Genomic DNA, 13566 nt, shown 5'->3' with positions numbered 1-13566 from the left:
TTATTTCAGGCTCTTTCCGGCGGAACCGAGCTGGCGGGCCGCCTCAACGATGCGTTCGGCCATGGAGGTCTCCGCGGCCGCACCCCACACGCGGGGGTCGTAGACCTTCTTGTTTCCGACTTCGCCGTCGATCTTCAGGACGCCGTCGTAGTTGGAGAGCATGTGCCCGGCGACCGGGCGGGTGAAGGCGTACTGGGTATCGGTGTCGATGTTCATCTTGATGACGCCATAGGAGACCGCGTCGGAGATCTCCTGCTCGGAGGATCCCGAACCACCGTGGAAGACCAGGTCGAAGGGCTTGTCCTGGCCGAGCTTGGTGCCGATCTCGGCCTGGATGTCCTTGAGGATCTCCGGACGCAGCTTCACTCCACCGGGCTTGTAGACCCCGTGGACGTTGCCGAAGGTCAGCGCGGTGATGTAACGGCCGTGTTCGCCGGTACCCAGCGCCTCGACGGTGGCCAGCGCGTCCTCGACCGTGGTGTAGAGCTTTTCGTTGATCGCGTTCTCCACGCCGTCCTCTTCACCACCGACGGTGCCGATCTCGACCTCGAGGATCTGCTTGGCAGCGGCGGAGCGCGGCAGTAGTTCCTTGGCGATGCGGAGGTTCTCCTCCAGTGTTTCGGCCGAGCCGTCCCACATATGCGAGTTGAAGATCGGGTCACGGCCGGCCTTGACCTCCGCCTCGGAAGCGGCCAGCAGCGGCAGCACGAATCCGTCGAGCTTGTCTGCCGGGCAGTGGTCCGTGTGCAGGGCGATGTTCACGCCGTAGCTTTTGGCCACTTCCTTGGCGAAGGCGGCGAAGCCCAGGGAGCCCACCACCATGTCCTTGATCGAGGATCCCGACCAGTAGGCGGCGCCACCGGTCGAGACCTGGATGATCCCGTCGGACTCGGCTTCAGCGAATCCGCGGATGGCGGCATTCAGCGTCTGCGAGGACGTCACGTTGACGGCGGGGAAAGCGTAGGAACCGGCTTTCGCCGCGTCGATCATGGCGTTGTATTTGTCCGGGGTTGCAAGGGGCATGCTGACTCCTTATGAGTTGGGCTGGGAGTAGACATCGTTGGCTAGGTCCATCCTACCGACATGCGATCAAAGCCACACCAGCGTGTGACGGGCTCAGAGACGCCAGCAGCTGGACAGCTGGCGTTTTCCGTCGAATCGGCTCTTCAGGAAGTGCAGGGCACGCGGCACGGCGGCAATATAGCCACCGATATGTGCCGGGCCGGCCGTCGCATCCCAGGAGACGTTGACCCCCTGGGCGCACCAACGCTTCGCTAGGTCCCGTCCCGTGGCATAGGGAATGACGTCATCGAGCAAACTGTGGGACAGCAAGACCGGGACCTCCGGCTTGCGGCCCACCCCGATTTCTTGTTCCTTCAGCGCGGCCTTGAAGCGGGGTTCGTCCGCCACATCACTGAGCTTCTTGCCACTCTTGGTCAATTTCGCCGTATCGACGAAGGCATGGCTTCCAATGGCTTCGATCGTGCATTCGCTCCGGGCAGCGTTCATTTCCTTCATGCCCTCGGCGTTCAGGTACGACGCGGGCGCCAAGCCGTTGGAGGTGCCCACTCCATCGATCGCGAACAGCAGGAAGGCCGTGTAGAGGCCGGAATCCAAGCTGTCGGCCACCTCGCTCAGATCGGCGGGGACGGCGCCGGCGAAGGCACCCCGGAGCTTCATGTCCGGCGCGTATTCGGGGGCCAGCTCTGCTGCCGCCGCACTGGCACCTCCACCTTGGGAGTAGCCCACCAAGGCCACAGGGTTCCCTGCATCAAGACCATCCACGCCCAACCCCTGGGCCGCACGCACCCCGTCGAGTAGTGCATGGCCTTGCGAGGCCCGTGCCATGAAGGTGTGGGATCCGGGGGTTCCCAGCCCCTCGTAGTCGGTGATGGCCAGGGCGTAGCCGGATTCCAGCAACGCAGCCATCATCGGCCCCTCGTATTCCTGCCCCACCCCCATCTGGCGGGACGGCGCACACTTATCGGCCAAGCCCTGGGTGCCCACGGCGTAACCGATCACCGGACGCTCACCGGAGCCGGCCCACTTCTTCTTCGGCACCAGCACGGTCCCGGTCACCGCCATGGCATCCCCGTGGCTGTCGGTGGATTTGTACATCATCCGCGTCACGGTCGCGTTCGGGCGGATGAGCTTGACCGGGTCCAGGAAGAAGTCGGCAGGTTCGCTGCGCACCACCGCTCCGTCGGCTTCCGGCAGGGTCGCCGGTGGGGTGTAGAAATCCGGGTCCACGCTGTTCGAAAGCTGCTCCAGCTTCTCCTGACGCTGCACGTCTCCGGGATCGGCGGCGTCGGTCTTCTCGATGGAGGCCGGGTCCGAGGGAGCGGACGTCGCCGCGGCTGCCGGGCCGAGCCCTGCGAACAACAGGGACGAGGCGGCAACACAGGAGAAGAGCACGCGGAGTCGACTTGACTGGGACACGGGGGGCTTTCGGACAGGGGACATATTCGCTCCTTGTGACGGATGGCCATGGATCGGTACGCAAAATGACAAAGCAATGACCTGATCCGTACATTACTGATGAGTAACTAGTGACTCAGTTCACACCCTAGAGCGCCGGTTGTCGGAATGGAAGACCCGTGTCCTCCCGGATTTCAACTTCCCGTCGCCGCCGGTTCATCCGGCGCTGACACGGTGAAGGCGATTCCAGCTCCCGCTCCGAAAGGTTCACGATGACTCCCGGCAACCGGACCCTCCTGCCCATGCTCGGCCACACGCGCGGCAAGCGCAGCCCGGTCACCTGCGCCCTGAAATGCGACAACGCCTGCTCCAAGGCCGTCTGCAACACCTCCTCGAACGACTATTTCCGCGATATCGTCTCGGCCCAAATGACGCGTCGCTCGGCGTTGGGACTCGGGGCCGCCGGAGCCCTCAGCGCAGCCGTCGTGGCCTTCGGCGGGGCCGATACGGCCGTTGCCGGGCCGGTGCCCACCGGCCGCCCGGCCCGGCACGGACGACTGGACTTCACCCCCATCAAACCGGTCGACGCCGCCATCGACGTGTTCGATGTCCCCGAAGGCTTCGAATGGACGCCGATCATCCGCTGGGGAGATCCCCTGTTCCGCCACACACCGGACTTCGACTTCGATGATCAGAGCCCCAAGGCACAGGCCCAGCAGTTCGGCTACAACAACGACTACACCGACATCCTCCGCTCGAAGAACGGCAAGAAGGCCGTCCTGGTGTGCAACCACGAATACGTCAATCCGGGAATCATGTTCCCGGCGGCCCCGGGCACCACGGCCGAGGAGCGCCGCCGCCGCAACATCTTCCGTCAGGCGGTGGGCCTGAGCGTGGTGGAACTGGAACGCAGGACGAAGGGGACGCCCTGGGAATACATCCGGGGCGGGCGACGCAACCGCAGGATCACCCTGGACACCGAATTCGAGCTGACCGGACCGGTCGCCGGTTCGGAACTGGTGAAGACCCGGCGCGATCAGCGCGGCCGCTTCGTCGAAGGCACGCTAGGCAACTGCTCGGGCGGGACCACCCCGTGGGGCACCATCCTGTCCGGGGAGGAGAACTTCAATGGCTTCTTCCGCACGAACGGGACCTCGGCCGAGGACAAGCGGTACGGGCTCGAGAACAAGGCCACCTCCATGGGTTGGGAGCAGGAAGACCCACGTTTCGACGCCCGCGCCGAACGCTTCGCCAACGAGCCGAACCGTTTTGGATACATCGTGGAGATCGACCCCGAGGACCCCGATTCGACGCCGCGCAAACATACCAGCATGGGCCGGTTCAAACACGAGGGCGCCAACGTCATCGTTGCCGACAACGGGCACGTCGTGGCCTATATGGGGGACGACGAACGCTTCGACTACCTCTATAAGTTCGTGTCCAAACGCAAATACCGCAAGAACAACCGCCGCCACAACATGACCTTGCTGACCGAGGGCGACCTCTACGTGGCCCGCTTCACCGGCACGTCCGACGACGAGATCGACGGCTCCGGGGACGTCCCCTCCGATGGCGGATTCGACGGGACAGGTCGTTGGCTGCCGCTGGTCAAGGACGGTACGAGCCACGTTTCGGGCATGAGTATGGAGCAGGTCCTGGTCCACACCCGGCTGGCCGCCGACAAGGTCGGGCCCACCAAGATGGACCGGTGTGAAGATGTGGAACCGAGCCTGAAGAGCGGCAAGATCTACGTCGCCTGCACCAACAACTCCCAGCGCGGCACCTCAGGCCAGCAGAAGGCCGATGAGGTCAACCCGCGCACCGAAAACCGGGACGGGCATATCGTGGAGATCACCGAACACCGGGGCGGGCACACCGGGGACCGGTTCACCTGGGACCTGCTGATGCTGTGTGGCGATCCGGCGCAGGGGGATGCGACCTACTTCAGCGGCTTCCCCGCCGAGAAGGTCAGTCCGATCTCCTGCCCGGACAACGTGGCCTTCGATTCCCACGGAAACCTCTGGATCTCCACCGACGGCGCCCCCAGCGGCATCGGCTACAACGACGGCCTGTTCAAGGTCACCGTGGAGGGCAGGGACCGCGGGAAGGTCGAACAGTTCCTCTCGGTCCCCCGCGATGGAGAAACCTGCGGGCCGGTCATCCACGACGAGGAGTCGATGGTCTTCGTGGCGGTCCAGCACCCGGGCGAGGACGGTTCCTTCACGGACCTGCGCTCGCGTTTCCCGGACTACGTCCCTTCGGAGGCCCGCCCGGGCCCCGGTGAGGTCAGGGCACCACGCCCCTCGGTCGTCCAGGTGTACCGGCCGTAGTGCTGCGACGGCGGCGCCCCGCGGCGATGGCCACCACGGTGATCGCCGCGACCGCGCCGAGCTGCTGCGCCGTCCCCAGGCCCACCCCCACGGGGACGGTGCCCAGGCATCCGGCCGCCGCAATCAACCGCACCCGGGCGGGCCCGATCTGCAACGCCCAACGGAAAAGCCCCGTCGCGCCCAGGTACACCGCCACCCCGCCGCCGACGAGCCACGCCGACACCACGGGGGCCGGGGACGACAGCTGACCCAGATCAAGTCTGATGCCGGCCGCGACACCGATGATTCCGATGATCATCAGCAGATGCGAGATGTCATAGCCGATCCGGGCCATCCACGACTGCCGCGGCCCGGACGCCGCGGCGAAGTGCTTTGCCGCGAGGTCGTCATCACCGACGAAGTAGGCCCACCACATGGCCGCGATGGCGGCCACCCCGAGCAGCCCCCCGGTGATGAGCAGGATATCGAGGGCCTGTGTCTGGGCCGCGAGTGCGACGGAGATAATCGACTCCCCCAGCACGATGATGATCATCAGCCCATGCCGTTCGGCGAAATTCCCGGGTCGGACCGCCAGACGGTGGCCGGAGGGTCGCAGATGGGAGGAGGCGAACAGGAGCGCCGCACCGCCGAACAGGATCCAGTCCCCCGCCCCGGTCACCCATCCTGCGGCGAGGACCATCAATGCGCCGGTGAGATTGACCGGCGCCACGAGTCTGATGGAGACGTCCTCCCGCGGGCCCTGCAACCACAAGAACCCCGCCAGATGCACCAGGGTCAGCAACAGGAAACCAATCCCCAACACGATGCCCGCCTCGCCAAAGGCCTGGGGTATCGCCTGTGAACAGACGAACAACGCGGCCATTCCGGCCAGGACGATCAGCCGTTGCAGGGTGCCCTCGGTCCCCATCGCGTTGGTCAACCAGGCGAATCCGCCATACATCCAAAACAGGATCGCCAGGATCAGGATCGCCTGGGCGATTCCTGCCGGGTCAGGGTGCAGGTCGATCACCTGCGTCACCTGGGTGACGGTGAAGACGAAGACCAGATCGAAGAAAAGTTCCAGGGTCGAGACATTCCCCGTCTCTGGAGCGGTCCCGGCCGGTACGGACATCGTCCACCTCCCTGGTGGGGCACGACCTCTCTCAGGTCAAGAATCCCACCGGAAGCGGCGCAGCGATACCTCTAGGCCGGCAATTGTCCGAAGACGTGGCGCCGGATCCAGGCGTGCATGGCGATCCCGGCCGCCGAGGCGGCATTGATGGAGCGGGTGGAACCGAACTGCTCGATGCTCAGCGTGGCATCGGCCACCGCATGGACCTCGTCGCTGAGGCCGGGGCCTTCCTGCCCGAACACCAGCACGCAATCACGGGGCAGGTCATAGGTCTCCAGCTGCTCCGAGTCCGGGAAGATGTCGACCCCGATGATGGCCAGGCCCTCGCCCTGGGCCCACTGGACGAAGTCCTCGACGCTGGGGTGGTGGCGCACATGCTGGTAGCGGTCGGTGACCATGGCCCCGCGCCGGTTCCACCGGCGTCGTCCAATGATGTGCACTTCCTTGGCCAGGAAGGCGTTGGCGGTGCGCACCACGGTGCCGATGTTCATGTCATGCTGCCAGTTCTCGATGGCGATATGGAAGTCGTGGCGGCGGGTGTCCAGATCCGCGACGATGGCCTCGTGCAGCCAATACCGGTACCGGTCCCCGACATTGCGGCGGTCCCCCTCCCGCAGCAGTTCAGGATCCCAATGCGCTCCGACGGGCCATTCCCCTTCCCAGGGGCCCACCCCGACTTCCGGTCGTTCCGCGGCTCCGGGGTCGGCGGCCGGAACCGCGTCCGGGGGTGGTGGGGAGGCAGGTTCGTGCGATGAGTGGTCCACCGTCCCAGCCTAATGCGTCAGCCGCGCACCGCAGGGCACGACGGTCGTCGGGGCAGATGGCAGAATATCCGCAGGAGGTGGTCATGGCCATTATCGATAACGGGATCTACGTCAACGGGCGTCGGGTGCACGATCCGTCGCAATTGGGGCACACCATGGCGCGGCTGCGCGAGCATTCCGGCATGGCCTGGCTGGGCCTCTACCGTCCCACCGAGGACGAGCTGCGATCCGTGGCCGATGAGCTCGAACTGCACCCGTTGGCCCTCGAGGACACCTTGAAGGGCCACCAGCGGGCAAAACTGGATCATTACGGGGACCACTCGCTGCTGGTGCTGCGACCGGCCCGCTATCTCGATGCCAGCGAGAAGGTCGAATTCGGGGAGCTGCACGTCTACATCGGGGAGGACTTCGTGGTGACGGTCCGCCACGCCGAATCCCCCGACCTGGCCCGGGTCCGCCACCGGATGGAAGAGGAGCCCGAACTGCTGGCCATGGGTCCACGGGCGGTGCTCTACGCGGTGCTCGACCAGGTCGTGGACGAATACGAGCCGGTCGTCGACGGCCTCTCCAACGACATCGACGAAATCGACGACCAACTCTTCTCGGGCACCCCCGACGTGTCCCGCCGGATCTACGAACTCTCCGGCGAAGTCATCGAACTGCAGCGGGCGACCGTCCCCTTGGAACGGATCCTGTCCATCCTGCGCCGGGACCTGGCCGGCGGGCAGCCGGTGGGGCCCGGCGGCCGACCGGCACCGTCCGTCGCCCGGGACGAGCAGCTGCTCGAACTGGACCACCGGTTCGCCGACGTCCAGGATCACGCCATCCGCGTCTCCGAGCGCATCGCCTCGTTCAGGGCCCTGCTGACCAATGCCCTGTCCTTGTCGGCGACCCTCGTCTCGCAGCAGGCCGCCCAGGCAGGGGTCGCGCAGAACGAACAGATGAAGAAGATCTCCTCCTGGGCGGCCATCCTGTTCGCCCCCAGCCTGATCGGCAGCATCTACGGGATGAACTTCACCCACATGCCCGAACTTGCCTTCACCTGGGCCTATCCGGCGGCCCTGGGGCTGATGGTGGGGCTGAGCGTCGGCCTGTACGTGGTGTTCAAACACAACAGGTGGCTGTAATTCCGGGTACGGCCCCCGTTCGTCCGACGGGATAGCGTTGACCCCGGAACCACCACGAGGCAGAAGAGGCTGAGAATGAGCACCGACGACCGCACACCCGCCGATATCGAATGCTGGCTGACCGACATGGACGGCGTCCTGGTCCATGAGAACAAGGCCATTCCCGGCGCGGCGGAGCTGATCGAACGCTGGGTATCGACCTCCAAACGCTTCCTCGTACTGACCAACAACTCCATCTACACCCCGCGCGATCTCTGCGCCCGGTTGGATGCCGCCGGACTGGTGATCCCCGAGGAGAACATCTGGACCTCGGCCATGGCCACCGCGGAGTTCCTGCGCCGCCAGTCACCGGGGGGAAAGGCCTTCGTCATCGGCGAGGCCGGACTGACCACCGCATTGCACGACGCCGGTTTCATCCTCACGGACCGAAATCCCGATTTCGTGGTGTTGGGGGAAACCCGCACCTATTCCTTCGAGGCCATCACCCGGGCGATCCGGCTGATCGCCCAGGGCGCGCGGTTCATCACGACCAACCCCGATGCCACCGGCCCCTCCCCCGAAGGCGTCATGCCCGCCACCGGGGCCGTCGCGGCACTGATCAGCCAGGCGACGGACCGGCAGCCCTACGTGGTCGGCAAGCCGAACCCGATGATGTTCCGTTCGGCACTGAACCGGATCCAGGCCCACTCGGAGACCACCGCGATGATCGGGGACCGGATGGACACCGATATCGTCGCCGGGATGGAGGCCGGACTGTATACGGTGCTGGTCCACTCGGGCATCACCCAGCCCGAGGACATCGAACGCTTCCCCTTCCGGCCAGACACTGTTTTCCCCTCGGTCGCCGAACTCCTCCCCCGGCTCTAGGGCACCGGGCGGCCGGCCGGCCCTGTTGATCTGCTCACCTCCGACCCTCCCCGGCTTGCCCCGCCCCGCCGCAAGCCCCTAGTTTCGACATATGCCCCTGTCGTTTTCCCTTGATTCCCCCGCCGACACCTCACCGCTGCTGGACTGGTCCTTCTGGCTGGACCGCCCGCTGAAGATCGCGATCGTCATCGTCATCGGCGTGGCGCTGAACTTCATCATCCGCCGTCTCATCCGCCGAACCACCGAACACATCGCCGCCGGTGAGGCCGCCGCCCTGTCCAAGGAGCACCGGAAGTCCGAGAAGAGCGGGCGGCGCTGGCTGGTGCAGGAGTCCCCGATCGCGGTGGCCCGGCGGACCCAGCGGGCCCAGACCGTCGGGTCGGTCCTGCGCTCTGTCACCACGATCATCATCACCGCGGTCGTCCTGCTGACCGTGCTCTCCCAGCTGGGCATCAACATGGCCCCGATCCTGGCCAGTGCCGGCGTAGTCGGTGTCGCGTTGGGCTTCGGCGCCCAGGCCCTGGTCAAGGACTACCTCTCGGGAATCTTCCTGGTCGCCGAGGACCAGTTCGGCATCGGCGACTACGTGGATCTCGGCGAGGCCTCCGGCGAGGTCGAGGCCGTGGGTTTGCGCATCACCCAGGTCCGTGACGTCGATGGCAGCCTCTGGCACGTCCGCAACGGCGAGATCCTGCGGGTGGGCAACTTCTCCCAGGGCTGGGCCCGCGCGGTCCTGGACGTCCCGGTCCCCTACGACTCGAAGATGCCCGAGGTCAACGACCTGATCCTCGCCTCGGCCCAACGGCTCCAGTCCGACCCGAAGTGGTCCCGTGAGATCCTGGACGACCCCGAGATCTGGGGGGTCCAGGACCTGAGCGGGGAGTCCATCACCATCCGGCTGGTCTTCCGTACCCGTCCGTTGCAGCAGTGGGCGGTGGCCCGGGCGATGCGGGCCCAGCTCAAGGCCGACCTCGATGCGGCAGGGGTGCGGATCCCGCTGGTCCAGCAGACCATCATCCGTGCGGCGAACCCCGAGGGCTTCACCACCGCGCATGCCGGGACCGGCCCCACCCCCGAGACGGACCCCGCCAACCCGACCGGCGAGCCGGAGGCCCACCCGGACTAGAGGCCGAGCTCCTCCTTGCCGTAGGCGAAGAAGTAGGGAACCCCGGCCTCGGACTCGATGCGTTCCTTCGAGCCGGTGTCACGGTCCACGATCACCGCGACGGCCACGACGTGGCCCCCGGCCGCCCGGACGCCTTCGACGGCGGTGAGCGCCGAGCCGCCGGTGGTGGAGGTGTCCTCCAAGACCACGACGTTGCGCCCCGAGACCTCGGGGCCTTCGACCTGGCGGCCCATCCCGTAGGACTTCTGCGCCTTGCGGACCACGAAGGCATCCACCGCGCGGCCGGCCCGCCCGGCGGCGTGCATCACGGCGGTGCCGACGGGGTCGGCCCCCATGGTGAGGCCACCGGCGTTGGTGAAGTCGATCCCCGCATCATCGAGCAGATCGAGCATGACCTCCCCGACCAATGGTGCCGCCTCGTGGTGCAGGGTGATCCGGCGCAGGTCGATGTAGTAGTCGGCCTCCTTGCCGGAGGAGAGAGTGACCTTGCCGCGGACCACGGCGAGTTCGGTGACGAGTTCGAGCAGGCGGGCGCGGGCGGGGGTGTTCGAGGTCATGGACTTCATTCTAGGTCCCGTTGGACCGTGCAGGTCACGTCCGCATCGATGACGCGACAGCCGGTCCGTCCCGGGCTAGGGTGAAACCATGAACGCTCAACGACCGATCGGATACTGGCTCAAGCTGGTGGACTCGCTCATTTCCGAGCAGTTCGCCACCTCCCTGGAGGAGCACGGCGTCACGCGCCGGCAATGGCAGCTCCTGAACCTCCTGGGGTCCAAACCCCATACCTCCGCAGAACTCATGTCCGCACTGGCCCCGTTCTTCGACGAGGTCTCCCCCGAAGGCGAGCCGGCCTCCCCGGCAGAGCATCTGGCCGAACTTCTGGAATCCGGATGGGTCTCCCAGGACGGGGATTCCTACGCGCTGACCGACCGCGGCAACATCAGCCTGGAACGGCTCACCGAACTGGTCGAGGGCATGCGGGAGCGTTCCAGCGACGGAGTCACTCAGGAGCAGTACGAAACGACGATCGCGACCCTGCAACGCATGGCCACCAACCTGGGCTGGTCCGAGGCGGACCGCGCATGAACCCAGTCGACCCCACCACCGATCCGCTCGAGGCCACCCGGACGGCCCCGCATCCCGATGAGGTCTTCCACGGGACCCCGGAGGACGACGACGCGGCCTCCCCGGTCCGCGAAGTCACCTCGGCGGCGGCGATCGCCCGGTTCATGGAACGCACCGACGTCCTGCGTTCGGACGGTCGTTACGCCCTGGTGAATTCGACGATCACTCCGCATGAGGCGATGGTGACCGACCTGCTGTTCATCCGCGATGCCCTCGACGCCGCCTCGGTGGCCTACCTGCTGGTGCGCGGCAACGACGCCCGCCCGGTCATCGCCGTCTCCTGGGATGAGCGCAAGGCCATGCGCGCCGCCCTCGTGGCTGCCTGTCAGGACGAACCGTTCTACTCTTTGGCCGTCGACACCCGCAAGGGCAAGTCCCTGCTGGTGGCCGATGGCGCGTTGGCCCGGAAACCGAAGGCACGGATGTATCGGCTCTACCGTCCCCGGATCGAACCGGCCGGCGGTCTGGCCTTCGGGGCCTCCACCGGGGTGCAGATCGAATTATGGCAGTGGAAGGACTCGGGGCTGCTGGATCTGCCCATGGAGAATTCGCTGACCCGGGCCACCCTGCCGGCGGACGAAGCGGTCCGCGGGACCGTCCACCGCTACGGCAGGGAATGGCCGACCATCGAGAACATGTTCGCCGATCACGCAGCGGACATCTCCTTCCCCATCGATATGGTCTTCTCCTGGGTCGACGGCAACGACCCCGAGCACCAGCGCTATCGCGCCTCCTTCATGGACGGCGTCGTGGTCGGCGAGGGGGATGATTCCGAGGCCCGCTACCGGCAGATCGACGAGCTGAAGTATGCCCTGCGCAGCGTCTACATGTTCGCGCCCTGGGTCAGGCACATCTACATCGCCACCGATTCACCCATCCCTGCCTGGTTGGATGCCGACCATCCACGCATCTCCGTGGTGCGGGCCCCCGACCACTTCCGCGACCCCACGGTGCTGCCCACCTTCAACTCCCAGGCCGTGGAGTCGCAGCTGCAGCACATCGACGGGCTCTCCGAACACTTCCTGTACTCCAACGACGACATGTTCGTGGGGCGCCCGCTGGGCCCGGATACGTTCTTCTCCCCCGGCGGGATCACCAAGTTCATCGAGGCCGGAACCCGGATCGGGTTGGGCGATAACCATCTGGACCGTTCGGGCTTCGAGAATTCGGCCCGGGTGAACCGGCGGCTGCTCAACGACCGGTTCGGGCGCATCACCACCCGCCACCTCGAGCACACCGCGGCTCCCTTGCGACGCAGCGTGCTCAAGGAGCTCGAAGAGGTCTTCTCCGAGGAGTTCGCGGCGACGGCGGCCAGCAGGTTCCGCGCCAAGGACAACATCTCGGTCACCAATTCGCTCTACCACTACTACGCGTTGCTGACCGGCCGTGCCGTGACCAAGGAGAAGGCGAAGGTGAAGTACGTGGACACCACCATGTATTCGGGCCTGGACGCACTGCGCAAGCTGTTGAAGAAACGCAACCAGGACTTCTTCTGCCTCAATGACGGGTCCTTCCCCGAGGTCCCCGCCCGGGAACGCCAGGAAGTGGTCACCGACTTCCTGCAGGCCTACTTCCCGCTGGCCGCCCCGTGGGAGGTGGCCCGGACCGACCGGTAGCATCCTGCGCCGCCGCGGCACCGCCATCATGCCCGGTGGCCGGGGTGCCGATGGAGTGGGGGCTCCGGCCCACGGTATCGGGGTCGATGCCGTGTTCACGCAGGATCGCGGCCACCGCCTCCGGTTCCACGACATCTCCAACACTGACACCGCTGGCCACCGGGACCACCGAATGCACCACGGTCTCGGGGAGCACGTGCACCAGGTTGTAGCCTTGGGCCTCGTCGCGTCCGCGGGTGGTGTGGATCCCCCGCACCGGATCGGCTCGTGCTGCCAGATCCTGGGTGTAACAGCTCGCCGAGGCCACCGATACAGGGATTCCGGCGAAGGTCCCGAACGTCGAGTAGTGCAGGTGCCCGGCCAGAATGGCGCGCACATCGCTGCCGGTCAGCACCTCGGCCAGCCGCGCCTGGCCCCGCAGTTCCACCAGGATGGCCAGCGGTTGGACACTGGCGATCGGTGGATGATGCATGGACAGGATGGTCCCGTCGGGGGCCGGGGTGGCCAATTCGGCTTCGAGCCACCGCAACTGGGCGTCCTCGAGGTGGCCATGGTGGGAGCCGGGAACCGTGGTGTCCAGGGTGATCAGGCGTAGCCCGCCCAGCCAGAAGACGTGGTCCAGCGGGGTGGTGTCTGCCGGCTCGCCGAGCAGTTCGGTACGCAGGTTCGACCGGTCGTCATGGTTGCCTGCGGCCCAGAGGATCCTGGTCCCCAACCGTTCGGCCGCCGGTTCCAGGATCGAGCGCAGGGTGGCGTAGGCGTCGGGTTCCCCCTTGTCCGCCAGGTCTCCGGTGACCACGAGGGCGTCGGGACGCACCCCGGAGGCCTCCAGCCGGTCCACGAGCGAACGCAGCCGTCCGATGCTGTCCAGCGTATCGGCCAACAAATGGCCCCCGCCTCGAACATGGGTGTCACTCAAATGGATGAGCACTCGGTCCGGAGCGGGGTGCTCCGGGCGGATGGGTTCCATGGCCGCTTTCCTCACGCAGGTGGTACGCCTTACCGCACCCACTATTCCCCATCCGGGGCCGGTTCGGCGACGAAACGCCACGGTGATAGCACAACGGGGGCAGGCTAGG

At 66.3% G+C, this 13566-nt stretch carries 12 protein-coding genes; 6 read left to right on the top strand and 6 right to left on the bottom strand.

What is annotated here, in order from left to right; genetic code table 11:
- Together fbaA and ACT3S2_RS11225 are read right to left on the bottom strand one after the other, a co-directional pair.
- Complete coding sequence (fbaA, locus tag ACT3S2_RS11230) at positions 1–1023, bottom strand: class II fructose-bisphosphate aldolase (protein WP_443381931.1); 1023 nt, start codon at positions 1021–1023, stop codon at positions 1–3.
- A 93-nt stretch (positions 1024–1116) separates the two neighbouring features.
- Entirely contained in the window at positions 1117–2463 is a 1347-nt protein-coding gene (locus tag ACT3S2_RS11225; protein ID WP_444561715.1) for a lipase family protein, read from the bottom strand.
- Between the two features lie 227 nt (positions 2464–2690).
- On the opposite strand from ACT3S2_RS11225, the gene ACT3S2_RS11220 reads away from it, so the two are divergent.
- Entirely contained in the window at positions 2691–4748 is a 2058-nt protein-coding gene (locus ACT3S2_RS11220; protein WP_444561714.1) for a PhoX family protein, read from the top strand.
- On the opposite strand, the gene ACT3S2_RS11215 is transcribed toward ACT3S2_RS11220, so the two are convergent.
- Both ACT3S2_RS11215 and ACT3S2_RS11210 read right to left on the bottom strand, forming a co-directional pair.
- Positions 4705–5859 carry a low temperature requirement protein A gene (locus tag ACT3S2_RS11215; protein ID WP_444561713.1) on the bottom strand — a complete coding sequence of 385 codons (1155 nt, stop codon included), beginning with the start codon at positions 5857–5859 and terminating at the stop codon, positions 4705–4707. The two genes, ACT3S2_RS11220 and ACT3S2_RS11215, sit on opposite strands and share 44 nt — an antisense overlap.
- A gap of 71 nt (positions 5860–5930) precedes the next feature.
- Positions 5931–6530: a TrmH family RNA methyltransferase gene (locus ACT3S2_RS11210; RefSeq protein ID WP_443384295.1), complete on the bottom strand. Its 600-nt coding sequence runs from the start codon at positions 6528–6530 to the stop codon at positions 5931–5933.
- Positions 6531–6706: 176 nt separating this feature from the next.
- Between ACT3S2_RS11210 and ACT3S2_RS11205 the strand changes: the two genes are divergently transcribed.
- From ACT3S2_RS11205 to ACT3S2_RS11195, 3 genes are all read left to right on the top strand, one after another.
- Positions 6707–7750 carry a magnesium and cobalt transport protein CorA gene (locus ACT3S2_RS11205; RefSeq protein WP_443384294.1) on the top strand — a complete coding sequence of 348 codons (1044 nt, stop codon included), beginning with the start codon at positions 6707–6709 and terminating at the stop codon, positions 7748–7750.
- Positions 7751–7825: 75 nt separating this feature from the next.
- On the top strand, positions 7826–8617 hold the full coding sequence (locus ACT3S2_RS11200; protein ID WP_443384293.1) for an HAD-IIA family hydrolase: 792 nt from the start codon (positions 7826–7828) through the stop codon (positions 8615–8617).
- A gap of 91 nt (positions 8618–8708) precedes the next feature.
- A complete protein-coding gene (locus ACT3S2_RS11195; RefSeq protein ID WP_444561712.1) occupies positions 8709–9743 on the top strand; it encodes a mechanosensitive ion channel family protein in 1035 nt (344 codons plus the stop codon).
- Here ACT3S2_RS11195 and pyrE read toward each other — a convergent pair.
- Positions 9740–10300, bottom strand: a complete 561-nt coding sequence (gene pyrE, locus ACT3S2_RS11190) for an orotate phosphoribosyltransferase (protein WP_443384296.1) — start codon at positions 10298–10300, stop codon at positions 9740–9742. The two genes, ACT3S2_RS11195 and pyrE, sit on opposite strands and share 4 nt — an antisense overlap.
- Positions 10301–10388: 88 nt before the next feature.
- Between pyrE and ACT3S2_RS11185 the strand changes: the two genes are divergently transcribed.
- Together ACT3S2_RS11185 and ACT3S2_RS11180 are read left to right on the top strand one after the other, a co-directional pair.
- Positions 10389–10832, top strand: coding sequence for a MarR family winged helix-turn-helix transcriptional regulator (locus tag ACT3S2_RS11185; protein WP_443384297.1), 444 nt, complete (start codon positions 10389–10391; stop codon positions 10830–10832).
- Entirely contained in the window at positions 10829–12487 is a 1659-nt protein-coding gene (locus ACT3S2_RS11180) for a stealth family protein (protein WP_444561711.1), read from the top strand. Before ACT3S2_RS11185 ends, ACT3S2_RS11180 begins: the two co-directional genes overlap by 4 nt.
- On the opposite strand, the gene ACT3S2_RS11175 is transcribed toward ACT3S2_RS11180, so the two are convergent.
- Positions 12420–13457 carry a phosphodiesterase gene (locus ACT3S2_RS11175; protein WP_444561710.1) on the bottom strand — a complete coding sequence of 346 codons (1038 nt, stop codon included), beginning with the start codon at positions 13455–13457 and terminating at the stop codon, positions 12420–12422. The genes ACT3S2_RS11180 and ACT3S2_RS11175 overlap by 68 nt on opposite strands.
- Positions 13458–13566: the final 109 nt, after the last annotated feature.

This window comes from Arthrobacter sp. AOP36-A1-22 (genome assembly GCF_052377615.1).
Taxonomy (GTDB): domain Bacteria; phylum Actinomycetota; class Actinomycetes; order Actinomycetales; family Micrococcaceae; genus Arthrobacter_H.
This window is presented reverse-complemented; position numbering and strand designations above follow the sequence as displayed.

What these genes read in the sequence shown, in the direction of transcription:
- fbaA (WP_443381931.1), bottom strand. Translation starts at nt 1,023, where the DNA reads ATGCCCCTTGCAACCCCGGACAAATACAACGCCATGATCGACGCGGCG.
- ACT3S2_RS11225 (WP_444561715.1), bottom strand. Translation starts at nt 2,463, where the DNA reads ATGTCCCCTGTCCGAAAGCCCCCCGTGTCCCAGTCAAGTCGACTCCGC.
- ACT3S2_RS11220 (WP_444561714.1), top strand. Translation starts at nt 2,691, where the DNA reads ATGACTCCCGGCAACCGGACCCTCCTGCCCATGCTCGGCCACACGCGC.
- ACT3S2_RS11215 (WP_444561713.1), bottom strand. Translation starts at nt 5,859, where the DNA reads ATGTCCGTACCGGCCGGGACCGCTCCAGAGACGGGGAATGTCTCGACC.
- ACT3S2_RS11205 (WP_443384294.1), top strand. Translation starts at nt 6,707, where the DNA reads ATGGCCATTATCGATAACGGGATCTACGTCAACGGGCGTCGGGTGCAC.
- ACT3S2_RS11200 (WP_443384293.1), top strand. Translation starts at nt 7,826, where the DNA reads ATGAGCACCGACGACCGCACACCCGCCGATATCGAATGCTGGCTGACC.
- ACT3S2_RS11195 (WP_444561712.1), top strand. Translation starts at nt 8,709, where the DNA reads ATGCCCCTGTCGTTTTCCCTTGATTCCCCCGCCGACACCTCACCGCTG.
- pyrE (WP_443384296.1), bottom strand. Translation starts at nt 10,300, where the DNA reads ATGACCTCGAACACCCCCGCCCGCGCCCGCCTGCTCGAACTCGTCACC.
- ACT3S2_RS11185 (WP_443384297.1), top strand. Translation starts at nt 10,389, where the DNA reads ATGAACGCTCAACGACCGATCGGATACTGGCTCAAGCTGGTGGACTCG.
- ACT3S2_RS11180 (WP_444561711.1), top strand. Translation starts at nt 10,829, where the DNA reads ATGAACCCAGTCGACCCCACCACCGATCCGCTCGAGGCCACCCGGACG.
- ACT3S2_RS11175 (WP_444561710.1), bottom strand. Translation starts at nt 13,457, where the DNA reads ATGGAACCCATCCGCCCGGAGCACCCCGCTCCGGACCGAGTGCTCATC.